Origin of the sequence: Pseudomonas sp. UBA3149 (genome assembly GCF_002364655.1) — a bacterium.
GTDB classification, from domain to species: domain Bacteria; phylum Pseudomonadota; class Gammaproteobacteria; order Pseudomonadales; family Pseudomonadaceae; genus Chryseomonas; species Chryseomonas luteola.
Genome location: NZ_DEYV01000012.1, coordinates 110008 through 135396 on the forward strand (window position 1 = coordinate 110008; position 25389 = coordinate 135396).

Consider the following 25389-nt stretch of genomic DNA (forward strand, 5'->3'; position numbering starts at 1 on the left):
TGTTGCGGATGGAAGAGTTCAGCGATGCCGCTATTGTGCAAACCATAGGAAGATGAAATCGGCTTTTTACCGGTATTGTTTTTTAAGCTCTGGTTATCGGTGTGTCTGTTCTGCCAATTTAATTCATAAGCCCTCCGGCAATTCCCAATTGCCCTCATCAGGTTATTACCTTTACACGCTTAAGGCAGATGTCTCTGTGTAGCTCTATTTTAGAGAGGCTATACCAGACCCTCATGCGCTTGAGCTCTTCTGGAGGCCGAAATACTCCAGGTAGCAGGTTCTTTCTATCGCTCAGGCAGATACGTCTGAAGCGAGCGATCAGGCCATGTCAGGAAGGGTGACGATCAAAGAGGGGTATTAGAGGTTGGTAAAAGCGTGGATTTACTCAAACGGTAGGAAGCGTCTTCAGCAGCGCCTGAAAACAGAGCTTGAGCGGAAGCTGGGCCTCCGCTCAACCACTCAGCTGCTAGCTGCGGCCGCCGCCATGGCTATTCTGGCCACCTTTTTTGCCTGCTTCAGAGGCTTTCTCACGATCATTGGCAAAGTTACCGCCGCTGTTCTGACCCCCTTTCTTGCCTGCTTCGGAGGCTTTTTCGCGGTCGTTGGCAAAATTTCCTGGGTTGTCGTTTTTAGCAGTCATTTGAATTCTCCAGGGGGAAACCCTGATTCGGCTATTGATGATCAACAGCCTTCCTAGGTAAGGAGAGGGATATCCGCGGGGAGTTCAGATATTACGGGCTGACGGTAATAAAAGAGACCAATGGCGCAGGGGCGTAATCATTCAGGTTAAAGCGCGGCAGCTTATCGAGGAACGAACCATATTCCATTAAAGAATAAATAAATTATTACTTATTCTTTGTGCGTATTTTAGGCGTACGTACACTGCTGACATGACTCCTGTAGAGGCATCGCCATGGGCACCACCCCGATACAGTACCTGATTGTTCCCGGTTGGCAGGGCTCGCCTGCCAATCATTGGCAAAGCCACTGGCAGCGTGTTCTGCCTGATTGCTCTTGGGTAGAGCAAAAGGATTGGTTCACGCCGCAACGTCAGGAATGGGTGGATGAACTGGAGCGCAGCCTGAAGGCCTGCCACGCTCCGGTTATCCTTATCGCTCACAGCCTGGGCTGTGCAACCGTGGCCCATTGGGCCCAGCAGGCCGACCCTGAAACAAGACAGCGTGTAGTCGGTGCGTTGCTGGTTGCACCCGCAGACGTAGAGCGGCCGGCCTGTCCCGCGCCGCTAAAGAATTTTGCGCCATTGCCTCGGCAGGCTCTGCCGTTTCCGGCGCTGCTTGTCGGCTCCGGTAACGACCCGGCTGCCACACCGGAGCGCGCGCGTTATCTGGCGAATATCTGGGGCGCCGCTTCAACGATCCTGGCCGATGTCGGTCACATCAATGTGAAGTCCGGTCATGAACGCTGGGAGGACGGTTTCACATTCCTGTACCAGCTGCAGCATCAAATCGAGCGAACGTCACGATACCGGGCTTAACTTATCCGGACCATCTGTCCAGGCAGGTGGCCCCTTGAACCGATACAGGAGGATCACCATGAGCCTTAGATTGGGCGATATAGCACCCGATTTCGAACAGGATTCCAGCGAAGGCCGTATCCGTTTTCACGAGTGGCTGGGCGATAGCTGGGGCGTGCTGTTCTCGCACCCGGCCGATTTCACGCCCGTCTGTACGACAGAGCTTGGGTTCACGGCCAAGCTGAAGGACGAATTCGCAGCCCGAAACGTCAAGGTCATTGCCCTGTCGGTCGATCCGGCCGATTCTCACCGCCGCTGGATCGATGACATCAACGACACTCAGAAGACCACCGTCAACTTTCCCATCATTGCCGATGAAGATCGGAAAGTGTCGGGCCTGTACGACATGATCCATCCGAACGCGAACGACTCGCTGACGGTTCGCTCGTTGTTTGTCATCGACCCGAACAAAAAGGTCCGGCTGATCATCACGTACCCCGCCAGCACGGGACGTAACTTCAATGAGATCCTGCGGGTGATCGATTCGCTGCAGCTGACCGATAACCATAAGGTGGCTACGCCAGCCAACTGGGAGCAGGGTGGCGATGTGGTGATCGTGCCTTCGCTCAAGGATGAAGACGAGATCAAGCAGCGCTTCCCGAAAGGCTATCAGGCGCTGCGCCCCTACCTGCGCATGACGCCTCAGCCAGACAAGTAACATTCTCCTCAGGGAGCGGCAGCTACCGCTCCCGTCTCTACAGGCGTGGTGCCCCAGGCGTTGCCGTCTGAGAACTCCTGCTCATTTGTCATCTCTGATAAGTACCCTGGGCCTCTCTCCGAAGCATTCATCTGGATATTTCAGGCGCTGAGCCATAGTCTTGTCGACCTGTTCAGACCGCCACGGTGTGGTCGATCAATGATCTTTTACTCTCTGGCAGGGCCAATCGAATTGAAGCAACTAACGCGCCTGGAAAGTGGAATCGAGGGGCTGGATACCTTATTACGGGGCGGCTTTGTGGCCGGCGCGTCATATGTCATTCAGGGCCGTCCGGGTTCCGGCAAGACAATTCTGGCCAATCAGATTGCCTTCAACCATGTGCGCAAGGGTGAGCGTGTCCTGTTCGCCACGTTGTTGTCCGAATCCCATGAGCGGATGTTCCAGTTTCTTTCCACGCTCAGCTTTTTCGATCACAGCCAGATCGGCGGTGATATCCAATACCTTAGTGCGTTCGACACCATGGAGCAGGAAGGGCTGGAGCCGGTCGTCAAGCTGCTGCGCCGGGAGATCTCCCGACAAAAGGCGACGCTGCTGGTGGTCGATGGACTGCTCAATGCCCGCTCCAGAGCCGAAACGCCTTTGGACACGAAGCGATTTATTGCCGAATTGCAGGCCCATGCCGCCTTTGCCAATTGTACGGTTCTGTTCCTGACCAGCTCACGTCTCGATGACGGCAGCCCCGAGTTGACCATGGTCGACGGTGTGCTGGACGTGGGCGAGGAGATTCGTGGCGTGCGCTCCATTCGTCGCATGAGCCTGCGCAAGACGCGTGGTAGCCCTGCGATTGCCGGGCTGCATGAGTATCAGATCACTGAAGATGGGTTTGTGGTCTATCCAAGGCTCGAGGCTGTCTACAACACGCCTTATCGTCCGGAACAGATTGATGAGCGCCGAGTCGGCACAGGGCTGACCAGTTTTGACCAGATGCTTGCAGGAGGCCTTAGTCAATCCTCCATCTCCTTGCTGATGGGGCCGTCAGGCAGCGGCAAAACCTCCATGGGCCTGAGCTTTATTGCCCAGTCCTCTCTGGAGGAACCCGGCCTGATCTTCGGGTTTTACGAGACGCCAGACCGGCTCCGCATCAAGGCACGCAGTATAGGGCTGGATCTGGGCGGCCTGATCGATAGCGGCGCTGTACATATTCATTGGCAGCCAACGGTTGAGTTGCAGCTGGATAAAGTAGGCCATCAGATTATTGATGAGGTCCGCCGATTGAAGGCCAGGCGGTTATTGATTGACAGCCTCGGCGCCATTGCTCGCATGGCCAGCAAGGAGGATCGACTCATGGAATTCTTTACCGCGCTCACCAACCAGCTCAGGTCTATGGGTGTCACAGTGTATGGCACGTGGGAGATGAAAGACCTCTTCGGGTCGGATATTCATGCGCCTGCGCCTGAACTGTCAGGCATTACAGACAATCTGTTCATGATGCGCTTTGCGGAAATGAATGCCGAACTCAAGCGGGTTATTTCCATATTGAAGGTGCGGGACAGCCACTTCGACCCGTCACTTCGTGAAATTGTTATCAGTGACAGTGGTATTGATTTAGCTAAGGCTTTCAGAAATGCGGAGATGGTTCTTTCAGGCTCAGCAACGTCGAACAGTCAGGGCTGATGTCGTCATTACAGGGAAGGTAAATACATGACGACGATTCTGGTGGTCGATGACGAGTTTTTAATCGCTGAAATTCTCTCGTTCGCGCTTGAGGATGCGGGGTTCCAGGTCAAAACGGCCAGCAATGGCCAAAAGGCGCTGGATGCCTTGCTGCGCGAGCAGCCTGCGCTGGTCATTACGGATTTCATGATGCCCTTGATGAATGGCATGGAGTTGGCCCAGGCCATTCACGACCATCCCGATCTCAAGGCGATACCCATCATCCTGACCACCGGTGCGCAGGCGCATATCGCTCAGCAGAACCAGCATCTGTTCAATGCCATCTTCGAAAAGCCTTTCGACGTCTTCAAAGTCATCGACACGGTCAAAGCACTTACCGACACGGTATAAGCCCGCGCCAGCTCATGCCTGTTCTTTCGCATGTTTACGCTCATAGCGATCCAGCAAGGGCTGGGTAGTGACTCCGTGCAGCAGGATGCTGATAGTCACGACGGTCAAAGTGATGTCGATACTGTCCTTGAGTGAGCCTTCCGTAAGGCCGTGGTTCAGGGCATAACTCAGGTAGTACAGGCTGCCGATCCCTCGTATGCCGAACCAGCCGATCAGTGTGCGCTGGGCAGGGGTCGCCCAACGTCGACCCATCAGCAAGTACACGCTTAAAGGGCGGATCACGCAGAACAATATCAGCGCCAGCCCTGCCGCGCGCCAGTCCCAGTGGGGGTAGAGCAATACGCCCAGCAGCGTGACCAGCAACACTTCCAGGGAGCGTTCCAGCAGGTTGCCAAAGGCCAGCATGTCACCCATCAGCACACCGGCTGCCACGGTGGGGCTGCTCAGTTTGTCCTGGTCGAGCCGGTCGGCCTGTACGACCGATCCGGTCATGTGACCCAGTACCGGCTGGGTCTGCTCCTCGGCTGGAATCTTGGCGTGGCCGGAGGATGAGACCTCCACTCGACGCAACCCCACGCCCGCTGCAAACACCGCAAGAAAGCCCCAGGCGCCGACCAGATCGGCCAGTACATAAGCCAGACCTATCAGGGCCAGTGCAAGAAAGTCATTGGGAGAGATGACGCTATCGCGGTGCTTGATCCGCAGGTAGATGGAAAATCGCCCCATCAACCGCCCCAGGGTGTAGCCGATCAGAAGACCTGCAGGCACGGCCCAGAGCAGGCGATGCAGAACCCATTCACCCAGCCAGTCGGCCTGTACGCTATCGTGGTGCATGACCAGCAAGGCCAGGGCAACAAACGGAAAGGCCGTGCCGTCGTTAAGGCCTGCCTCACCGGACAGCGAGTAGCGCACCCGGTCGAAGTCCCGGGCATGGACGACCTGGACGAGTCCGGCCAGGACCGGATCGGTAGGGGCCAGGGCCGCGCCGATGAGAAGGGAGGTGCCCCAGTTGAGACCAAACAGGTAGTGACAGACCAGGGTACTGCCGGTAATACAGCACAGCATGATCGGTCCGGCCAGCATATAGGCACCGCGCCAGGCCGGGTCTGTCAGGGGTAATCGCAGTTTGAGTCCGGTCACGAACAGGGAGATCAGAACGGCAACTTCCGTCAGATGCTCCATCCAGGGGGCCACGTCTTGAAAGCTTTCCTGCCAGAGGCCCAGCCCCAGTGGGCCAATAGCAATGCCAAATGCCAGGCAAACGACGGATGTAGTGACAGGAAGCCAGCGAAGGTAGGCCGATGCCAGGGCCAGAACCAGCAGTAACGTACTGAGTACGCCTGCCCATTGAATGAAAGTCATGCGCTCATGGATACCTGATACTGAAACGTTATGGTTCGAGACATGACAGGGCGTACTGGTTCAGGTTATCGGATCAAAACGCTATCAATGACATACTGTGGCCTGACGAAACCATGAGCAGAAACGGCTGCTTATCTGTCAAACTGTGAAATAGTCCCGCTTTAGCCTGACCATTGCCATGTTGCCAGCAGCCGATCCTTCCTACGAAACCGAACGCTTGCGCGTCCTGAATGCGCTTGAGCTGATGGATTCGCCTGCCGAGCCTTTTTTCGACCGGATTACCCGGCTGGCGGTACGTACACTGGGTATGCCCATCGCCTATATCTCGCTGGTGGATGACAAGCGGCAATGGTTCAAGTCCCAGATTGGCCTGGATCTCGTGGAAACCAGTCGGGAGTCCTCTTTCTGCGCTCATACGGTATTGGCGCAGCAGGCTATCTTTATCGAAGACACAACGCTGGATGAGCGGTTTAAAAACCATCATCTCGTCAAGGGTGGCAAGCATATTCGCTTTTATGCCGGGATCCCCATCACGAGTATCGAAGGTCTGGCGCTCGGTGCACTGTGTGTCATGGACACAACATCGCGCAGGCTGGAGGCAGAAGAGCTTGAGGTGCTCAACGACCTGGCCGCCCTGGTCTGTCATGAGGTTCAGCTGCGCGAAACAACCCTGCTGGCCCGCCGTCACGTCAAACGGTCGAAAGCGGTGTTCGAGACACGTGAGGCGCGCTTTCGCGCCATTTTCGAACGGGCTGCCGTAGGCATCTCTCTGGTAGGCAGGAATGATCGGTGGATCGATATCAACGATGCGCTCTGCCGCATCCTTGGTTACAGCCGCGAGGAGCTGCAAACGCTGACGTTCTGGGAGCTTATTCATCCGGACGACCTGGAGGAGTTCAGGCAGTTGGCCGAGTGGCTCAGTACCGGCAGGATCGACGCCATCGACCTTGAACGGCGGGCGCTGAATAAGCAGGGCGAGCCGGTATGGGTCCGGCTGAGTGTAAGCCGTCTGGAGGATCACGACGGCAATGCCAGCAGCATCGTCGCGATCATTATCGATGTTCATGCGCGCAAGGAAGCCGAAGAGGCCCTGGCGGCTCTGAAGGAGGGTCTGGAGCAGCGTGTAGTGCTTCGAACCCATGAGCTTCAACGTGCCAATGAGCAGCTATCTCAGGTAATGGCGCACCAGCTACAGTCTGAGCAGGCGCTTCGTCGGCGCGAGGCAGAACTCAGCAGCGTGATCGAGCATGCCAATGATGCCTATGTCCGTATTGACGAGGCGGGGATTGTCACAGCCTGGAATCGTCAGGCAGTCGAAACCTTTGGCTGGACGGTGGAAGAAGCCCTGGGCCAGCCGTTGAGTGACATGATTATTCCGCCTGCTCTGCGTGAAGCGCATCGGGTGGGAATGGCCCGTTATTTGTCGACCGGTGAGGCTAAGGTGCTCAACCAGCGCCTGGAACTGCCTGCCATACGGCGTGATGGGTCTGATATTCCGGTCGAGGTGCGTATCCGGGCTCTGAATGTAGAGGGGCAGTCCTTTTTCAGCGCTTTCCTGCACGATATTTCCGAGCGCAAGGCGGCTGAAGCAAGACGTGAATACGAAGCGCGCCATGATGCACTGACGGGACTATTGAATCGTCGTGCCCTGATGGACGTCTTGCCCAAGGCCATTACGCGAGCTGAGCGGAACAAGGTGGATCTGGCGCTACTCTTTCTCGATCTGGATGGTTTCAAGGCCGTCAACGATGCCCGGGGACATGATGCCGGCGATGCGCTGCTGCGTGAAATCGCAAAGCGCTTGCAAGAGGGCGTCCGCAAGTCCGATGAAGTCATCCGCTTGGGCGGCGATGAGTTCACGGTCATGCTGGAAGGGCTTGTGGACGGCGCAAGTGATGCGTGTCGTCTGGCCAGCCTTCTGCTTGAAAAGATTCAGGCGCCGATCTGGCTGGGAGACTACGAGGCCAGAGTAAGTGCCAGTATTGGCATCACGCTCTACACGCCGGGCTCCGCCCTCTCGGCGGACGACCTTATCAAGACTGCCGACACGGCCATGTATGAGGCAAAACGGGCCGGCAAGGCCCGGTTTCATCTCATGTAAGCCTAGTGAGCGACTGTTCTGCGCTCGGTTTCTTCATCCAGCTGCTCACGGATGGCAGCCAGCAACGGGTGTGCGGAGGTGTATTGGCGGCCGTAGTTCAGGTTGAAGCCATAGTCGAAGTCTGGCGGATTCAAGCCTTGGTTGTGCTGGAGAATAGTCTCGAGCTTATCCAGGCCCTTGGCAAGCTTGGCCTCTGGAGAGGAGCCGTTCTCGTACTCGTCCCACAACGCCAGAAAACGTTCCTGACGCTCCGTGGGGAGCGAGGCCAGCAAGGTTTGCAGGTCCTGCCGCTCCTGCCCGGACTTGCTCAGGCCCGGTCGCTGCAGCACGGCCGGAATATCACCGCTGATGGCTTCGCCCAGGTCATGGATGAGGCAGATTTTCAGCAGCTTGGCAAAGTCGATGCCTTGGAGTTCGTCTTCGTACACCATGGCCATGAGACATAGCCGCCAGGTGTGTTCCGCGGTGCTTTCCTGCTTTCCCGAGCGGGTATAGGCGGTGCGAAGGGTGTCCTTCAGCATCTCGGCATCCTTGAGAAAGCGGAGTGTTCCCATTAATTCGCTTAGTGTCATGCAGGCCACTCCTGTCAGGGTGAATCAATACAGCGAGTCGAGTGCGCGTGGGGCCTGAATGTGCAGGCGCGGCGCGGGACGCTCGACAGATGATGGCTTGGACAGCACAAAGGCGAAAAGGTGAGAGAAGATTGGGTCTTCCTGTATTGAAGCCTCACGCAAGAGACAGCAGGGCATTGCCAACGGTGACAATGCCCTGCAAGACCCGCCTTATAAATACAGCTTCAGGTGCGCCAGGACCTGACTTTTCGATATATAGCCCAAAAGCCTGGGGCAGGACTGGCTTTCCACCACCGGCAGGCGTTCGCCGGGATGGTTCAGGAAGGCTTCCAGGGCAACCGTGAGGTTATCGTAAGGGTGCAGCAGAGGAAGCGTATGACCCGGCAGGTCCCTGGCGAGCAGGTTGGCATCAAGTGTTCCAGCCGCCTGGGCTCTGTTGAGGTCTCGCAGCGCGACGATCTTGACCAGCAGGCCATTTTCGTCGATTACGTACACAAACTTGACGATCTGTTCGCGGAACGTTTGCAGCACTTCTTCCAGCGTGGCTGATGCTGGTACGGTTTGCGCGCCCTCGTTAAGAATGGCTTTAACCTTGAGGTTGCGCGTCTGGTTACGGGCTTTCCAGAGTTCGTTGTTTTTGGCGGTCACGGCGTACATGGAGCGGGGCGAGAATGCGCCACTGATGTAATAGCCAGCCACCACGCACAGCAGCAACGGCAGCACGATGTCATAGCTCAACGTCATCTCGAACACCATGAGGATTGCCATGAGCGGCGCCCGGCTGGTGGCAGCGAGAAACGCGCCCATGCCGACCACGACATAGGTAAAGGTTGGCGCATGCAGGGTAGGGGCGAGATGCTCGACCAGGTTGGCAAACAGCACACCGATGGCGGCGCCGACAAACAGGGTCGGCGTGAAAATGCCGCCTACCGTTCCCGTACCGGCTGAGGCGGTTGTCGCCAGGACCTTGAAGACCAGCAGAGCCGCCACGGCTGTCCAGGGCCATGGGTGGTTGATGAAGTCATTGATGACGCTATAGCCGTTACCCCAGGTCTGTGGATAGAAGACTGAAATCAGGCCGACCACGAGGCCGCCGCACCCCAGCTTGACGGGCAGCGGCAGATGAATCTGGTCGATTCGCTTGCGCGAGTGTTCCAGCAGCCAGAGAAAGAGCGGGGCCAGCGCGCCGAGCAGAATACCCAGCAGGATGAACATCAGGTCTTGCGACAGGCTCAGGGGCTCGAACAGCGGTACGCTGTAGATCGAGTGATACCCCGGCAGCGAGCGCATGGTGAGGTTGGCTACCACGGACGCCATGATCAGCGGAGGCATGCGCTCCGCCACGATGGAGCCCAATACGATCTCCGCCACGAAGAAGGCGCCGGCAATCGGGGCGTTGTATACAGAGGTGATCCCGGCTGCGGCCCCGCAGGCCACCAGGGTCCGCATCTGCTCCGGTGAGATCGTGCGAAAGCGACCTACTAAAGAGGCGCAGAGGGCGGCCAGCTGCACCATGGGGCCTTCTTGTCCGATAGAGGAGCCGGTGGCAATCGAGCACAGTGAAGATGAACTGCGTGCCAGCGTCTGCCGAACCGGGATACGGCCATCGCCCAAGGTGATGGCTTCCATGTAGTCCGAATGCGCCGTGGCCTTGGTATAGCGTCGACTGAGCAGGAGCAGAAAGCCCGCCACGATCCCGCCCAGCGTAGGCACGATCAGGCGCATGTACCATTCGCTGGACTGGGCCAGCTCGACCACGTCGGCGGTTTTGCCGAAGGCCGCGAGATGGATGAGGTCAATCGCATGGCGAAAGCCCAGCGTGACCAGCGCCCCGACGATCCCGATTGGGATGGCCCAGAGCAGGGTACTCAGGTTTTCAGCATCGCCGAGTCGTTCGCTCAGGTGCTGCCAGGTTTGACGAAAGGACGATACCAGCCGGGTGATGACCCTCATAAACAATCCGAAGCCACAAGAAATGCTGTTCGGATCATGGACCATGCCTCGCTCAAGGGCTATCCCCCTGTGATGGCAAAAGCGTCCTGATTGATGCTGGCTGCGACAAAAAAGGCCCCTTGCGGGGCCTTTGGAGGAAGGATTATTCGTGGGTAATGCGGGAGTGGTCTCGTGTGTCTTTCATGAACAGGTAGACCAGAAGCGAGCAGGCGATACAGCCGGTAACGTACCAGTAATAGCCGGTCTCCATGCCGATGCTCTTGAACCACAGGGCTACGTATTCCGCGGTGCCGCCAAAGATCGAAACGGTCAGTGCATAGGGCAGACCCACACCCAGGGCACGGATTTCAGTGGGGAACAGCTCGGCTTTCACCACCGCATTGATCGAGGTGTAGCCGCTGACGATGACCAGTGCCGCCATGATCAGGAAGAACGCGCCCCACATGGATTGGATGGTGTGCAGCGCAGACAGGATCGGAACGGTGAATATCGTGCCCAGTACCCCGAAGGCGATCAGGATGGGGCGACGGCCGATCTTATCGGACAGCGCGCCTACTACGGGTTGCAGCAGCATGAAGAGAAACAGCGTGGCCGCCGAAATCATGGTCGAGTCGGACTTGCTCATGCCTACGGTGTTTACCAGATACTTCTGCATGTAGGTGGTGTAGGTGTAGAACGCCAGGGTGCCGCCCATGGTCAGGCCTACTACGGTCAGCAGCTCCTTGGGGTGGCGCATCAGCGTACGCATCAGGCTTTCCTGGACAACGCTTTCATCCTTTTTCTTGAAGGAGGCGGTTTCTTCCATTCCACGGCGCAGGTATAGCGCGGTGACAGCACAGGCCGCACCGATCAGGAACGGAATGCGCCAGCCCCAGCTTTCCAGCTGCTCGTTGGTCAATGTCAGCTGCAGGATGATCAATACTGCCAGGGCGATGAGCTGGCCGGAGATCAGCGTGACGTACTGGAAGCTGGAGAAAAAGCCACGGCGTTCCTTGGTCGCCATCTCACTGAGGTACGTGGCGGAGGTGCCGTATTCGCCCCCCACGGAAAGCCCTTGTAAGAGCCGGGCCAGCACCAGCAGGACGGGAGCGGCTACCCCGATGGTGGCATAGCTGGGCGTGAGTGCGATGATCAGCGAGCCGCCGCACATCATGACGACCGATAGCATCAACGCAGCCTTACGCCCTTTTTTATCGGCATAAACGCCCATCAGCCAGCCGCCGATGGGACGCATCAGAAAACCTACGGCAAAGATGGCGGCCGTGTTCAGCAGCTGAGCGGTGAGGTCGCCTTGCGGAAAGAAGGCCTTGGCGAAATAAAGCGAGAAGGCGGCATAGACGTACCAGTCGTACCACTCGACCAGATTGCCAACGGAGCCACTAAAGATGGATTTGATGCGCTGTGACGTGGTCTTGGGCGTTACGCCCGCGGCCAGGGTGGCGGTGCTTTCCATTCGGAATCCTCTCTTATCATTGTTGTATGCCGCTGCGTGAACGCACGGCTTGTCATCCTGACTGCACGAGGCGTGCCATCAGGGTGCTGGCCGTATCCAGCGGGTTGTAGAGGAGGACGTAAGCGGAATCTTGCCGAAGGCCTTTAACCCATAAGCGGATTTCCGCCTATGGTCGCCGCTGGTTACGCCTGGGTTAGCCGTCCGTTTCCAGAAAGACTTCCCGCATCAGCCCATGGCGCTGCATTTTTTCATTGAGGGTACGACGTGGAAGCTTGAGCTCTTCCAGTACGGCTTTTATGTCGCCTTTATGCCGGGCCAGCGCATTACGCAGGCATTGCGCCTCGAAGGCTTCCATTTGCTCGTAGAGGGAAAGGTCCGCCGTTGATTGCGGAGCGCCACTATCCAGGCCCAGCACATGCCGCTCGGCCGCGTTGGCCAGCTCTCGAACATTGCCCGGCCAGTCATGGGCCAGAAGGCGGGCCAACTGGTTACCACTGGGCGTGCCGGGCTCGCGGCCCAGACGTTTGGCAGCCTGCTGGAGAAAATGTTCGAACAGGAGGGGGATGTCCTCGCGGCGCTCGCGCAGCGGTGGCAGGTAAAGCTCCGCTACGTTGAGACGGTAGGCAAGGTCCTCTCTAAACCGGCCGGCACGGGCCTCTTCCAGCAGATCAGGCTTGGTGGCGGCAATGATGCGCAGGTCCACAGGAATACTCTGATTGGAGCCGAGCCGCTCCAGCTGCTGCTCCTGCAGGACTCGCAGCAGCTTGGCCTGCTGGGCGAGAGGCATGCTTTCGATCTCATCGAGAAACAGGCTGCCGCCGTTAGCATGTTCCAGTTTGCCGATCCGCTTGCCGGTTGCCCCGGTAAAGGCGCCACTCTCATGCCCGAACAGCTCGGCCTCGAACAGCGTATCGGGTATGGCGGCACAGTTGAGCGCCACAAAGGGCTTGGCGCTACGGGTGCTGAAATCATGCAGGCAACGGGCGACCAGCTCCTTGCCGCTACCCGTTTCACCCCGCAGAAGGATATTGACGGGCGTATTGGCGAGTTCAAGCACCTGTCTGCGCAGCGTTTCCATGGGGCGTGAATAGCCAATCAGACGTGCAGCCAGCTGGGCTTTCTGGTCCGAGTGATCGTGCAGACGCCGGTTCTCCAGCACTAGACGGCGTTTTTCCTGGGCGCGCTTGAGGCTGCCGAGCAGGGCCTCGGGGCTGAAAGGCTTTTCCAGGAAATCATAGGCACCCTGGCGCATCGCTTCGACGGCCATGGTCACATCGCCGTGGCCGGTCAGCAGGATGACCGGCAGGTCCTTGTCCAGGGTCTGAAGCTGCTCGAGCAGGGAGAGCCCGTCCAGGCCGGGCATGCGGACATCGCTGATGATCACACCGGCGAAGTCGGGCGTCAGCTGCGCCAGGCAGGCCTCGGCGCTGGCATACAACGCGACCTCGAACCCCGAGAGTTGCAGCCATTGCTGGATGGCTTCCCGGATAGTGGATTCATCATCGATGACGATTACGCGGTCCGTCATGTCGGGTCCTCTTCGATCACCATGGGCAGGGTCAACATAAAACGCGCGCCCTGGGCCGTATTGTCAACCGTCAGCTCGCCGCCCAGTTCGTGGACGATAGCGTACGACACGGCTAAGCCAAGGCCCAATCCTTCACCGACCGGCTTGGTGGTGAAGAACGGGTCGAAAACCTGGCTCAGATGTTCTTCTGCAATCCCGCCGCCGGAATCCGTGACGGACAGCAGCCAACGGCCTCGCTCGGGTGTCAGAGCAATATCCAGCTGGCGAATCGATTTATCCGCCATGGCATCCAGTGCATTGCGCAGAAGGTTGACGAGCACCTGCTCAAGACGGATGGCATCACCACGCACCTTGGCGGGTCGGCTCATGCGCAGGCTGACGTCGACCCGCTCGTTCTGGACCCGTGGTGCCAGCAGCTCGAAGGACTTGTCTACCACGCAGGCCAGATCCAGCGGTTCGCGAAGACCGGCAGGCGTCTTGCGGGCATAGGTTTTCAGATGACCGGTCAACGCAGCCATGCGGCCCAGGAGTTCATCGATACGGATAAGGCTCTGGCGAGCCTCATCGTGACGCTGCTGGTCGAGCAGGAGGCGAACGCTGGCCAGCTGCATGCGCTGGGCTGTGAGCGGCTGGTTCAGCTCATGGGCGAGGGCGGCGGACATTTGCCCGAGCGCGGCCAGTTTGGCGGCTTGGATCAAACCGTCCTGGGCGGTTCGCAGGTCGGCGGTACGGGCCTCGACCAGACGCTCCAGCTCATCACGGCTGCGCTGGCGCTCACGGGCCAGACGCCGTCGCTGCTGAAGAAAGAGCAGGGCGAAGACCAGCGCAAACCAGGCACCGGCGGCCGCAAGGCCCGTTGTCTGGGCCGTGGCAGGAAGACGAGAGCGGTCACGCAGCAGGTGCAGCGTCCAGCCTTCTTCGGTGAGGGGCAGTGAGGTCCAGAGAAAATCCTGCACGCCCAGGGGACCGTGGACCCGGGTGAGGCGCTGATTCTGCGCCAGGGTGTTCATGGGCTGATAAGTGAGCGGCAACAAGGGCTGACGGTTGTACTGCCGGGTCTCCTCAAGTTCGGCATGGTCATCGGGCCTTAGCGACTCGAGGATGCGATAGCGCCACCCCGGCTGGTTGGCGATAAACACGATTCCACGCGCATCGCTTACCAGGATGATATCCGGCTGCTGGCTCCAGGAGTGTTCAAGCTCTGGAAACTCCAGCTTGACCACAATGGCCCCAAGAAAGGTGCCGTCATCGGCCGTCACCGCCTGGGAGAGAAAGTAGCCGGGTATGCCTGTGGTGACGCCTACTGCATAGAAACGACCCGCTCCCCGGGTGCGCGTCTGTAGGAAATAGGGACGAAACCCGTAGTTATGCCCTACATAACTGGTGGGCAGGCGCCAGTTGCTGGCAGCCACGGCAAGGCCCGTGCGGTCAAGCAGTTCTAACGTGGATGAGCCAGCGGCCCGGTTGAGCTGTTCGAGCTTAAGGTTGAGCCGATGCTGGGCTTCGGTACTCAGGGGCCCGGCCAGACTCTGGCTCATCTCGGGATCAAGTGCCAGAACGGCGGGTAAGGAGCGGTAGCGGTCGATCAGGGTTTGCAGGTTGCGGGCATAAAGGTGCAGCTGCTCTTCGCTCAGGGCACCGGCTTCGCCCAGGGCATAGCGCTCAGCCTGACGTGTGGCGGCATAGGCCACCAGCACGGCACCAGCCACGATGACGAGCGAGGCAACAAACAGACGCGAGGAACGGGACAGGCGCATGGCAGACTTCGCGATCAGCGGAGCACGGATCATACTGCGTTCGGCCGGTACTGACAGCCCTGTCACCGAAATGCACTTGAACGGCTTTTCGGTGACAGGGCTGTTTCAGAAGTCTACGTCGGCATCAATGGTGGTGGTTGCTCGGGCTGACAAAGACCAGGGTGGAAAACATCCCGCGCACGCGGCCGTTGGGGTCGTCCTGCTTGACTTCCGTGTTGGCGCCGATCACGTTACGACCATGATGGCGCACCGTAATCTGTGCCCGGCCTTGGGCATCGGTCGTGACGCTGACGTGATCAGGGTCATTGATCACATCGTCGTACAGCTTGATACCGGAGGCGGGCTTGCCGTCGAGCAGGACTTGCACTTCCAGCGTCTCACCGGGCTCTACGGCCAGTGGATCACGCTGAGGAATAATGGCGAATTTAAGTGCGTCCAGAGAGGGCAGCTTGGCGCCTTTTTCCATAACCGCGAGGCTGTACTTGTAATAGCGTCCTGAGGCAAGGGCGCCCGATACCTCAGTTGCCCCCTTGTTCACCCACTTCTTGTCCTGGCCTTGTGCCCAATAGCCATTGTCCAGAGCAACCGCCAGCACCGCTGGTGTAGCGGCCGGTTTCAGACGCGCATGGTCGCTCTGCTTTTCAACCGTGATCGGTACGGGCTTGCCGGAGGTGTCGTACGCCCAGGCACCGGAAATCCGGGCAGGGTCATAGGCGTCCTCTTCGGCGCCTTCGCCAAAGACTACTTCGATCTGGCCGCGGCGCTCTTCCGGCCAGAGGGCATGGGCAAACAGCGAGCCGCTGAAAACGGACAACGCAAGGGTGGCGGCCACCAGGGTGTGCTTGGTATTCATGTCGAGGTTCCTGTAGCGAGCGTGACGGGATACAGCGTTTCGATAAAAGCGAAGCGTGTGCAGGCGATAAGTCCGGCACACGCCGCGTTCGGCTTACAAGGTGATGGAAACCCCGGCCTGCAGGGTGCGTGGCGCTCCGGGGTAGGCCCAGATCGAACCCCAGGCACGCTCGTCGTATTCCTCGTTGAAGACGTTGTCGAGGTTGAGGTTCAGGCGAATACGGTCGGTCAGCGGGTAATAGGCAAGCAGGTCGACAACGGTATAGGACGACATGTCGAACGCCGTGGACGAGGTGCTGCCCTTGCGGTCGCTTACGTATTTGAGCCCTACGCCCACGCCCAGCCCGCTCAACAGACCCGAATCGAATTCATAGGTATTGAGCAGATTCACGCTGTGCTTGGGAACGTTTGCCAGACGGCTGCCGGCGGGCATGGTGGACGTCGTGCTCTTGGTCACTTCGGCATCGACATAGGCATAACCACCAATAACGCGCCATTGCGGCGTGATATTGCCAGCCAAGCTGAGATCGAAGCCACGGCTACGCACTTCGCCTGCCGCAATCTGGTAATTGCTGTCGAGCGGGTCCGATGTAAGGACGTTTTCCTTGGTGATATGGAACAGGGCGGCCGTAATACTCAGGTCATGCTCCGGCACGTCGTACTTGATGCCGGTCTCGTAGGCAATGCCTTTTTCCGGGTCGAAGGCCTGGCTGCTGCGATCGGCGCCCCGGTTGGGCTTGAACGAGCGAGCCGTGTTGGCATACACGGCCAGCGAGTCGGTCAGGTCATATACCAGGCCGAGGCGAGGCGAGACGGCGTTATGTGCTTGCTCCCAGCTGCCTGATGCGGACAGGTAGTTCGTGTACTGCTGCTCGAAGCGCTCCAGCCGCGCACCAACCTGGGCCTTGAGCCGGTCGGTAAGTCCGACCTGATCCTGCAGGTACAGCGCGTAAGACTTCAGGTTCTCGTCATCATGGGTGGTCGTACGGGTCAGGGCAGGCAGCGGCTGGCCATACACCGGTGCATAGAGGTCGAGCGGGAAGGCACTGACGCTGCCGCTGGAGCGGCGGATAAAGGATGTGTAATTGAAATCGTCGTACTCGACACCAGCCAGCAGGGTGTGAGCAAAACCCGCCGTCTTGAAGTGGCCTTCAACGTTGGTCTGGAAGGCTATATCGTCCCATTCCAGGGTGCGCTCGCTGTAGTTGCGGCCAATGGTGCGGCCATCGGCTGCCAGTCCATTGTTCTCTACGGCACCGCCGTCCAGGCTACCGTCGAGATACTGCACGCCGCCACGAATGGCCCAGTCGTCATTGAGCTGGTGTTCCAGACGCAGCTGGGTGGTGGCGTTTTCATTACGAAGTTTGCCGGCGTCTTCCTCGCCCAGGAAACGATCGCGTGGAAGCTGACCGGCCTGGGTGGCATAACGGGTAACGCCCCGATCCATAGGATGGCGGTTGTGCAGGTAGTCGCCCTCTAGGATCACAGCGGTACGGTCGCTCAGCTGCCAGCGCAGCACGGGCGCTACGTTGTACCGTTCGCTTTCCACATGGTCACGAAAGCTGTCGCTGCCTTCAGCCACCAGATTCAGGCGATAGGTAAATTCGGCGTTTTCATCCAGTGCGCCGGTGGTATCCAGCGTACCGCGGCGCAGCCCCTGGGTGTTGAACTGGCTGCCCAGAACGGTTTTCCGATCGGCCTGGGGCTGCTTGCTGACAATATTGAACGTGCCGCCCGGGTCGCCTCGGCCATACAGCATGGATGCAGGGCCACGAAGTACCTCCAGGCGCTCGATCGTGCTGGCATCCGGCATGTTGGGATAGCCACGGTTGACGGCAAAGCCGTTGCGGTAGAACTCCTGGGTACTAAAGCCCCGCACCAGGAACTCAGTCAGACCCTGTCCGCCAAAGTTGTTGCCTCGCTCTACGCCCCCCGCGTAGTCCAGGGCATCTTCAAGCCGGGTAGCACCAATATCTTCTACGACCTGACGCGGCACTACGCTAATGGACTGCGGCGTCTCGTGGATGGCCGTATCGGTACGGGTGGCACTGGCCGAACGGGTTGCCCGATAACCCTCAACGGGGCCTTGAGCGCTTTCGGTCACGTTGGCTGTGATTTCCATCTGCGATAACGAGGCTGGCTCGGAGTCGGATGGGGTTTCCTGGGCATAGCAGGTGAAGGCGTGCAGAGAGAGCACGGGGACGATAAGACGCCGCATTTCTTCTTCTTTTCCTTGGTAAGAACCGCCAGACGCGGAGATAGGATGCGGATGCTATATATTATGATAATCGTTATCAATAACGAGTTGATAGCAACTTGATTGCGTCGTCCGGAATGCGATGAGCACGGAGCGCGCTGTCCTAACGCCTCAGGTGTTCAAGCGGAAGAAAGACGGCTAGTCGAAGGAGAACCGCTTGGGTCGCGGGGGTTTGTCTGGAAAGCGGGTTCCAGACTTGGGCGGGTGCGCTTTGCGCAGCGGTTCGAGCAGCGGTGACAGACCGTTGTGGTCGATCTCCTGCATCAGCTGGATCAGGCGGCCGATTTCGCCCTTGGGAAATCCTTCGCGGGCGAACCAGTTGAGGTAATGGCCGGGTAGATCGGCAATGACGCGACCCTTGTATTTGCCATAGGGCATTTCACGGGTCACCAGCAGTTGCAGATCCTTCGGGTCCATAAAGCCTCACAGGGTAACGGTTGGAATGCCCGGATCTTCACCGGACCCGGACATTCTACCGTATCGAGGCTGACAGGTGAGGTCAGCGCCCCTGAACGGCATGGGCCGCTCGAATCACGCAGCGGGTCAGCTCCGGTGGAGAGAACTTGGTGAGTACGTCGTTGGCACCTGCCTTCTTGGCCCTGTCGCTGTTCATGGAGCTGTCCAGCGACGTATGCAGCAGTACGTAGAGACTGCTGAAGTCCGGACTCTCACGCAGGCTCTGGGTAAAGGCGTAGCCATCCATTTCCGGCATTTCAATGTCGGAGACAACCACATTGATCTCATCATCTGTGTCTTGTAGCTCTAGAAGCTTTTCAATGGCTTCCTTGCCGCTGCGGGCAACATGGCAGCGGATATTCAATGTCTGCAAGGCATGAAGCGACAGGTTGCGCGCGACTTGGCTGTCATCCACGATCAAGATACGCGTTGCCTCCAGGGCTTCGATATCTTCTTCGTTCAGGGCCGAAGGCGTCTGCGGTATGGCAGGCGGTGCAATACCATGGATAACCTTTTCGATATCCAACACCTGAACCAGCGTGCCTTCCACTTGGGTCACGCCGGTGACAAACGCGCGACTACCAGAGCCGAAGGGGGGCGGGATGATGTCGCTCGACCGGCAGTGAATGATCTTGGCAACGTTCTGGACGTGTAGCGCCTGCTTGGTACGGCTGATCTCGGTCACGATCAGGCAGCCACCAGAAGGGTCGGCCAGGGGCTGTTCGCCAATGGCACGGCTCAGGTCAATCACCGATAGCGAGGCGCCTCGCAGGGTCGTGACGCCTTTAACGTGCGGATGCGACTCAGGCATGCGTGTCAGGGGCGGGCACGGAATGATTTCGCTGACCTTGAGCAGGTTGATGGCCATGAGCTTTCCGCTGCGCAATGAGAACAGCAGTAGCGAGAGGGAGTCATCGGACGGATTGTGCTTGGGCATGGGTGACCTGTTCAGGAATTCAACTTGGCTGCCAGGACTATCGGCCAATAGACGCGAAGGTTTAGGCGAAAGTTTGCTTCATTCTGTCGCATCCGCCCGAGGAGCCACTGGCCGGGCGAGCGTAGCCAGTCATCGGGTCGGGCTTCAGATTCCCGAAAGGGAGTCGATGAATCCAAAGACAGCCCGAAAAGAGTCCGGGCACCGTCATGTCATGTGAGCTTCAACAAGAATAAACAGGAGCCTGTTGCATGGATGTCTTACGCAAATACCCCGTTCGCGCGCGTCTGTGGTTGATCCTGACCGTCGCGGCCCTGATGCTGCTGGCCTTCGGTGCGCTGACGCTCAGGGCGTCCTATGAGCACCTCTATCAGGGCAAGGCCGAAAAGACGCAGCATGTGGTCGAGACCGCCCTGGGTGTGTTAACACATTTTCAGGCGTTGGAAGCGGGCGGCACGCTCAGCCGTGAGGCGGCGCAGCAAGGCGCCTTGGCCGTGCTCAAAGCGCTTCGCTATGGTCGCAACGACTACTTGTGGGTCAACGATCTGCAACCGCGCATGGTCATGCATCCGATGAACCCCAAGCTCGACGGGCAGGACCTTTCTACCTATAAAGATCCTGACGGCAAAGCGCTGTTCAATGAGATGGTAGTCGTGGCAAAAAACGGCGGTGGGGTTGTGGCCTACCGTTGGCCCAAGCCCGGCGCCAGTGAGCCAGTGCCCAAGGTTTCCTACGTCAAGCAGTTCGAGCCCTGGGGCTGGGTGCTGGGAACAGGCGTCTACCTGGATGATCTACAGGCCGAGTTTCGCGCACAGGTCTGGCAGACGGCAGGCGTCGGGGCCGTCATCGTATTGCTCATGGGCGTCTTGATCTTTCTCATTCAGCGCAGCATTACCCGACCGCTGACGTCGACCGTCAGGGCGATGGCCAGTATCGCCAGTGGCGAGGCCGACCTGACCCACAGGCTCGACACGTCGGGCCGTGACGAGTTGTCTGAGCTGGGCCGTCATTTCAACCGGTTTTCGGAGCATTTGGGTGAACTCATTCGTCAGCTACTGACGGCTGCTCATTCGCTGGATCGTCATTCAGGCGAGCTGGGTGCCATTGCGGCCCAAAGCCAGCGGCACAGCGATACCCAGACCCAGCAGATGGATATGCTCGCCACGGCTATCAATGAAGTGACGCATGCTATCCAGGACGTGGCCCGCCACGCCGAGCAGGCCTCAGGCGAGGTGCAGAGTGCTGAGCGTCGGGCCGATCAGGGGCAGGTCAGTATCCAGACCAGCCTCCACCAGACCGAAGGGTTGTCAGACACTATTCTTCAGGCCGCCGAGGTCATCGAATCACTGGCGCAGGAGAGTACCCAAATCGGCACCGTACTCGACGTGATCCGCTCCATTGCCGACCAGACCAACCTCCTGGCTCTTAACGCTGCTATCGAGGCAGCACGTGCCGGTGAGCAGGGGCGCGGGTTTGCGGTAGTGGCCGATGAGGTCAGGCTTTTGGCACAGCGCACGCAGAAGTCCACCCAGGAGATTCATGCCATGATCGAGCGGCTGCAGGCCAATTCAGGCGCGGCGGTTCGGGTCATTCAGGAGAGCCGGCAGGCTTCGCAGCACACCATCGAGCAGGCCGGTCAGGCCAGCGACAGCCTTGAGCAGATCAACCAGACCCTGCGTAACCTTGCAACGGTAAACGCCTCAATTGCGAGCGCTACCCTGCAGCAGTCCCATGTGGTGGAGGAGATTAATCAGAGCGTCGTGCAGGTGGCCGGCCTTGCCCAGACCAACGCCACGGCGAGCGTGCAGACGAGTCAGGCCAGCCAGCAGCTGCGTGGCATTGCCGATCAGTTGGGTCATCTGCTCGGCCAGTTCAAGGTGTAATGCCTTCCCTTGCAGGGCCGGTCCTGACGGGTCGCCCTGCATTTCTTAACGCTTTCTTTACGCCTCCCTGGGGGCTTACGTCTCGATCCTTTACAGGACTCCTCCCGACAATGCTCTCCATCAGCGGTCGTGCCGCGTAAAGGAGAGAGTCATGAGCGTTCTGGATAGCCTGTGCCTGCTATTGGCCGTGGGCCTGTTCGTGTACCTGCTGGTGGCGCTGATGCGCGCCGACCGTTCGTGAGGCCACGACCATGAGCACTGCCGATGGCTTGTTGATTGTCCTGTTTTTGGCGTTGTTCCTAGCGCCAGCGCCTCTTCTGGGGCGTTTTTTCTACCGTGCCCTCGAAGGCGAGCGCACTTGGCTTACCCCGGTCCTGGCGCCGCTGGAGCGGATGGGCTATCGCCTTGGCGGTATTGACGCCCGGCAGGAGCAGAGCTGGCAGCAATACGCCCTGGCACTGCTCCTGTTCAATCTGGTCGGCTTGCTGGCCTTGTTCCTGATGCTTCTGCTGCAAGCGTATCTGCCGCTCAATCCACAGCATCTGCCGGGGCTTGAATGGACCCTGGCACTGAACACGGCGATCAGCTTTGTCACCAACACCAACTGGCAGGCCTATAGCGGTGAGGCGTCGCTGTCGTATTTCAGCCAGATGGTAGGGTTGGGCGTACAGAACTTCGTGAGTGCTGCGACCGGGATTGCCGTGCTGGTAGCCTTGAGCCGCGGCATTACCCGCCGCAGCGCGTTGGCACTGGGTAATTTTTGGGTCGATCTGACCCGCGCGACGCTCTATATCCTGCTACCGCTTAGCCTGGTGCTGGCCGTGCTGCTGATCTGGCAGGGCGTGCCGCAAGCCTTCTCGGCCTATATCGACGCCCAGACGGTCCAGGGCGGTACGCAGGCCTTGCCGCTGGGGCCAGCCGCCAGTCAGATCGCCATCAAGCAGTTGGGTACCAATGGTGGTGGCTTTTTTGGCGTGAACTCCGCGCACCCTTTCGAAAACCCGACGGCGCTGAGCAATCTCCTGGAAATGGTCTCGCTGCTGCTGATCCCGGCCGCACTGGTGTTTACCTTTGGCCATTATGTGAAGGATCTGCGGCAGAGCCGGGCGATTCTGGCCTGCATGCTGGGCCTTTTGCTGATCGGCATAGGCGTATCGCTGTGGTCCGAATGGCAGAGCAATCCGGCCCTGGCCTCGCTGGCTGTTGAGCAGGGGGCCTCGCTGGAGGGCAAGGAAAGCCGCTTTGGCATCACGGCCTCGGTGCTCTGGTCGGTTGCCACCACGGCGGCCTCCAACGGGTCGGTCAATGCAATGCATGACAGCCTTTCGCCGCTGTCCGGGCTGGTGGCGTTGTTCAACATGATGCTGGGAGAGGTCATCTTTGGCGGGGTAGGCGCCGGGCTCTACGGCATGTTGCTCAACGTACTGATCGCGGTGTTCCTGGCCGGGCTTATGGTGGGGCGCACCCCGGAATACCTAGGCAAGAAGCTTGAAGCGCGGGAAGTTCGCCTGCTGGTAGCAACACTTCTGGTCATGCCGCTGGGCGTGCTGGTGCTAGGGGCTCTGGCCATCAGCCTGCCGGGACCGGTATCGGCCATCAGCAACCCCGGCCCCCACGGCTTCAGCCAATTGCTTTATGCCTATACCTCCGCCACCGCCAATAACGGCTCGGCCTTTGGCGGGTTCGGTGCCAACACGCCCTTTCACAATCTGATGCAGGGGCTGGCCATGCTGCTTGGCCGTTATGGCTACATCCTGCCGGTACTGGCCATTGCCGGGAGCCTCGCCGCCAAGCGTACCGTACCGCAGGGGCCAAACAGCTTTCCTACTCACGGCCCGCTGTTCGTCACGCTGCTAACCCTGACCATCCTCTTGGTAGGTGGCCTGACCTTCCTGCCGACCCTGGCCCTTGGGCCGATTGCCGATCAACTGATGCTTTTCGGTGGACATTGATATGAACATGCATACCCAACCGACCACTGCTGCCGCTGCGCCTGCGCCCGGCAAACCGCTCTGGCAGGCAGCGCTGGTCCAGGCCTTTGTGAAGCTGGACCCACGGCAGCTGGTGCGCTCGCCGATCATGTTCGTCGTGGAGCTGACTGCCGTCTTCACCACCGTGCTGTGCTTTTTGCCGCAAGCCGGGGTGAGTACCGCCGTGGCCGTACAAATCACTTTGTGGCTGTGGTTCACGGTGCTCTTTGCCAACTTTGCCGAAGCCCTGGCCGAAGGACGCGGCAAGGCGCGTGCCGATAGCCTGAAAGGCGTAGGGCAGGACCTTATGGCCCGTCGCCAGACCGCGGACGGCCTATTTGAGATGGTGCCGGCCGTGGGGTTGCGCAAAGGAGATGTGGTCCGCGTCGAGGCAGGTGAGCTGATTCCGGGAGATGGTGAGGTCGTCCAGGGGATCGCTGCTGTCAACGAGGCGGCCATTACAGGCGAATCCGCCCCGGTCATCCGTGAGTCCGGCGGGGATCGCTCGGCCGTAACCGGCAATACCCAGATCGTCTCGGACTGGCTGCTGGTGCGCATCACGACCAATCCGGGCGAATCTACGCTGGATCGCATGATCGCCCTGGTGGAAGGGGCCAAGCGGCAGAAGACGCCTAACGAGGTCGCGCTGGATATCCTGCTGATCGGCCTGACGCTCATCTTTCTCCTGGTGGTCGCTACGCTTCAGCCCTTTGCTCGCTATGCCGGTGGCGACCTGCCCATGCTGTACCTGGCGGCGCTGCTGGTGACGTTGATTCCGACCACCATTGGCGGCCTGCTTTCGGCCATTGGCATTGCCGGGATGGATCGTCTGGTGCGACTGAACGTGATTGCCAAATCCGGCCGTGCTGTGGAGGCTGCCGGGGACGTGCATACGCTGCTGCTGGACAAGACCGGCACCATCACCTTTGGCAACCGCCGGTGCAGCGCCATGTATGCGGCAAGCGGCATTACGGCCAAACAGCTGGCTGAAGGCGCCCTGCTGGCGTCACTGGTGGACGATACCCCTGAGGGCAAATCCATCGTCGAATACCTGCGGGCTCTACATCCCATGAACGAGCCTGCCCGTGATGCGGTCACGCCGATCACTTTTAGCGCCGAGACACGCCTGTCCGGTATTGATTGGGACGGCCACGTCTACCGAAAGGGGGCAGTGGACGCCGTGCTGCGTTTTCTGGGCATGACACGCAGCCATCTGCCCGATGTGCTGGCCCGTGAGATCGACCGCATTGCCAAGGATGGCGGTACGCCGCTGCTGGTCTGTGCCGATGGACAGCTGCTTGGGGCCATTCACCTGAAGGATGTGGTCAAGCCCGGTATCCGAGAGCGTTTCGCCGAGTTGCGCAAGCTGGGTATCCGCACCGTGATGGTGACCGGTGACAACCCGCTGACCGCCGCGGCGATTGCGGCCGAGGCGGGGGTCGATGATGTGATCGCCGAAGCCACGCCTGAAAAAAAGCTGGCCCGCATTCGTGAGGAACAGGCGGACGGCAAGCTGGTCGCCATGTGCGGTGATGGAGCCAACGATGCTCCGGCGCTGGCCCAGGCTGATGTGGGCATGGCCATGAACGACGGTACCCAGGCGGCCCGCGAAGCGGCTAACCTGGTGGATCTGGACTCCGACCCTACCAAGCTTCTGGATGTCGTGCAGGTGGGCAAGGAGCTATTGGTTACACGTGGTGCGCTAACCACCTTTTCCATCGCCAATGACGTGGCCAAGTACTTCGCCATTCTGCCGGCATTGTTCGCCAGTATTTATCCGCAGTTGGGTGCACTTAACGTGATGGGTCTGCACAGTCCGCAAAGCGCGATTCTGTCTGCCATTGTGTTCAATGCCCTGATCATCGTGGTGCTGATACCCCTGGCGCTACGCGGTGTGCGTATCCAGGCCGCCAATGCTAGCCAATTACTGCGCCGTAACCTGCTGATTTATGGCCTCGGCGGCCTGCTGGTGCCGTTCGTGGGAATCAAGCTGATCGATATGGTGTTGACTGCTGTAGGGCTGGCCTGAGCGGCCGGTCTTCCTTAGGAGAATCG

20 protein-coding genes and 1 pseudogene are annotated in these 25389 nt (G+C 59.2%); 10 read left to right on the forward strand and 11 right to left on the reverse strand.

The features are described 5' to 3' along the window. Nucleotides 1–466: 466 nt before the first annotated feature. The gene (locus tag B3729_RS09965; protein ID WP_010795829.1) at nt 467–640 is read right to left on the reverse strand and encodes a general stress protein; all 174 of its coding nucleotides are present in this window, start codon (nt 638–640) and stop codon (nt 467–469) included. Nucleotides 641–913: 273 nt separating this feature from the next. Here B3729_RS09965 and B3729_RS09970 point away from each other — a divergent pair, with 273 nt between their 5' ends. The 4 genes from B3729_RS09970 to B3729_RS09985 all read left to right on the forward strand — a co-directional run bounded on the left by B3729_RS09970 (nt 914) and on the right by B3729_RS09985 (nt 4256). Beyond that, a complete protein-coding gene (locus tag B3729_RS09970; protein ID WP_286787776.1) occupies nt 914–1495 on the forward strand; it encodes an alpha/beta hydrolase in 582 nt (193 codons plus the stop codon). A gap of 58 nt (nt 1496–1553) precedes the next feature. Next, nucleotides 1554–2192, forward strand: a complete 639-nt coding sequence (locus tag B3729_RS09975) for a peroxiredoxin (RefSeq protein WP_010795827.1) — start codon at nt 1554–1556, stop codon at nt 2190–2192. Between the two features lie 231 nt (nt 2193–2423). After that, nucleotides 2424–3866 carry an ATPase domain-containing protein gene (locus tag B3729_RS09980; protein WP_286787909.1) on the forward strand — a complete coding sequence of 481 codons (1443 nt, stop codon included), beginning with the start codon at nt 2424–2426 and terminating at the stop codon, nt 3864–3866. Nucleotides 3867–3893: 27 nt separating this feature from the next. Further along, a complete protein-coding gene (locus tag B3729_RS09985) occupies nt 3894–4256 on the forward strand; it encodes a response regulator (protein WP_074822007.1) in 363 nt (120 codons plus the stop codon). 12 nt (nt 4257–4268) lie between these two features. Here the strand turns inward: B3729_RS09985 and B3729_RS09990 are convergent, their stop codons facing one another. Then, nucleotides 4269–5618 (reverse strand): cation:proton antiporter, encoded by a 1350-nt coding sequence (locus B3729_RS09990; RefSeq protein ID WP_219651032.1) that lies wholly within the window; start codon nt 5616–5618, stop codon nt 4269–4271. Nucleotides 5619–5796: 178 nt separating this feature from the next. On the opposite strand from B3729_RS09990, the gene B3729_RS09995 reads away from it, so the two are divergent. Beyond that, nucleotides 5797–7719, forward strand: a complete 1923-nt coding sequence (locus B3729_RS09995) for a sensor domain-containing diguanylate cyclase (RefSeq protein WP_286787777.1) — start codon at nt 5797–5799, stop codon at nt 7717–7719. Between the two features lie 2 nt (nt 7720–7721). Here B3729_RS09995 and B3729_RS10000 read toward each other — a convergent pair whose 3' ends face one another. From B3729_RS10000 to B3729_RS10040, 9 genes are all read right to left on the reverse strand, one after another. Beyond that, on the reverse strand, nt 7722–8291 hold the full coding sequence (locus B3729_RS10000) for an HD domain-containing protein (protein WP_286787778.1): 570 nt from the start codon (nt 8289–8291) through the stop codon (nt 7722–7724). A gap of 210 nt (nt 8292–8501) precedes the next feature. Continuing rightward, entirely contained in the window at nt 8502–10244 is a 1743-nt protein-coding gene (locus B3729_RS10005; protein WP_286787779.1) for a ClcB-like voltage-gated chloride channel protein, read from the reverse strand. Nucleotides 10245–10386: 142 nt separating this feature from the next. Then, the gene (locus B3729_RS10010) at nt 10387–11697 is read right to left on the reverse strand and encodes an MFS transporter (protein WP_010795820.1); all 1311 of its coding nucleotides are present in this window, start codon (nt 11695–11697) and stop codon (nt 10387–10389) included. Between the two features lie 193 nt (nt 11698–11890). Continuing rightward, the gene (locus B3729_RS10015) at nt 11891–13225 is read right to left on the reverse strand and encodes a sigma-54-dependent transcriptional regulator (protein WP_010795819.1); all 1335 of its coding nucleotides are present in this window, start codon (nt 13223–13225) and stop codon (nt 11891–11893) included. After that, nucleotides 13222–15015, reverse strand: coding sequence for a sensor histidine kinase (locus tag B3729_RS10020; RefSeq protein WP_286787780.1), 1794 nt, complete (start codon nt 15013–15015; stop codon nt 13222–13224). Before B3729_RS10020 ends, B3729_RS10015 begins: the two co-directional genes overlap by 4 nt. A 91-nt stretch (nt 15016–15106) precedes the next feature. Then, nucleotides 15107–15835, reverse strand: coding sequence for a DUF4198 domain-containing protein (locus B3729_RS10025; RefSeq protein WP_286787781.1), 729 nt, complete (start codon nt 15833–15835; stop codon nt 15107–15109). A 93-nt stretch (nt 15836–15928) separates the two neighbouring features. Beyond that, nucleotides 15929–18052: a TonB-dependent siderophore receptor gene (locus B3729_RS10030; protein WP_286787782.1), complete on the reverse strand. Its 2124-nt coding sequence runs from the start codon at nt 18050–18052 to the stop codon at nt 15929–15931. Between the two features lie 177 nt (nt 18053–18229). Continuing rightward, the gene (locus B3729_RS10035; RefSeq protein WP_083397824.1) at nt 18230–18508 is read right to left on the reverse strand and encodes a DUF3820 family protein; all 279 of its coding nucleotides are present in this window, start codon (nt 18506–18508) and stop codon (nt 18230–18232) included. 82 nt (nt 18509–18590) lie between these two features. Further along, entirely contained in the window at nt 18591–19484 is an 894-nt protein-coding gene (locus B3729_RS10040) for a chemotaxis protein (RefSeq protein WP_286787783.1), read from the reverse strand. A gap of 314 nt (nt 19485–19798) precedes the next feature. On the opposite strand from B3729_RS10040, the pseudogene B3729_RS24775 reads away from it, so the two are divergent. The 5 genes and pseudogenes from B3729_RS24775 to kdpB all read left to right on the forward strand — a co-directional run. Next, nucleotides 19799–20503, forward strand: a pseudogene (locus B3729_RS24775) (cache domain-containing protein); the annotation flags it as partial. Nucleotides 20504–20635: 132 nt separating this feature from the next. Further along, nucleotides 20636–21364, forward strand: coding sequence for a methyl-accepting chemotaxis protein (locus B3729_RS24780; protein WP_409438610.1), 729 nt, complete (start codon nt 20636–20638; stop codon nt 21362–21364). A 151-nt stretch (nt 21365–21515) separates the two neighbouring features. Next, on the forward strand, nt 21516–21605 hold the full coding sequence (kdpF, locus tag B3729_RS10050) for a K(+)-transporting ATPase subunit F (protein WP_010795812.1): 90 nt from the start codon (nt 21516–21518) through the stop codon (nt 21603–21605). A gap of 10 nt (nt 21606–21615) precedes the next feature. Continuing rightward, on the forward strand, nt 21616–23316 hold the full coding sequence (gene kdpA, locus B3729_RS10055) for a potassium-transporting ATPase subunit KdpA (RefSeq protein WP_286787785.1): 1701 nt from the start codon (nt 21616–21618) through the stop codon (nt 23314–23316). 1 nt (nt 23317) lies between these two features. Further along, on the forward strand, nt 23318–25363 hold the full coding sequence (kdpB, locus tag B3729_RS10060) for a potassium-transporting ATPase subunit KdpB (RefSeq protein ID WP_010795810.1): 2046 nt from the start codon (nt 23318–23320) through the stop codon (nt 25361–25363). The last annotated feature ends 26 nt before the right edge of the window (nt 25364–25389 follow it).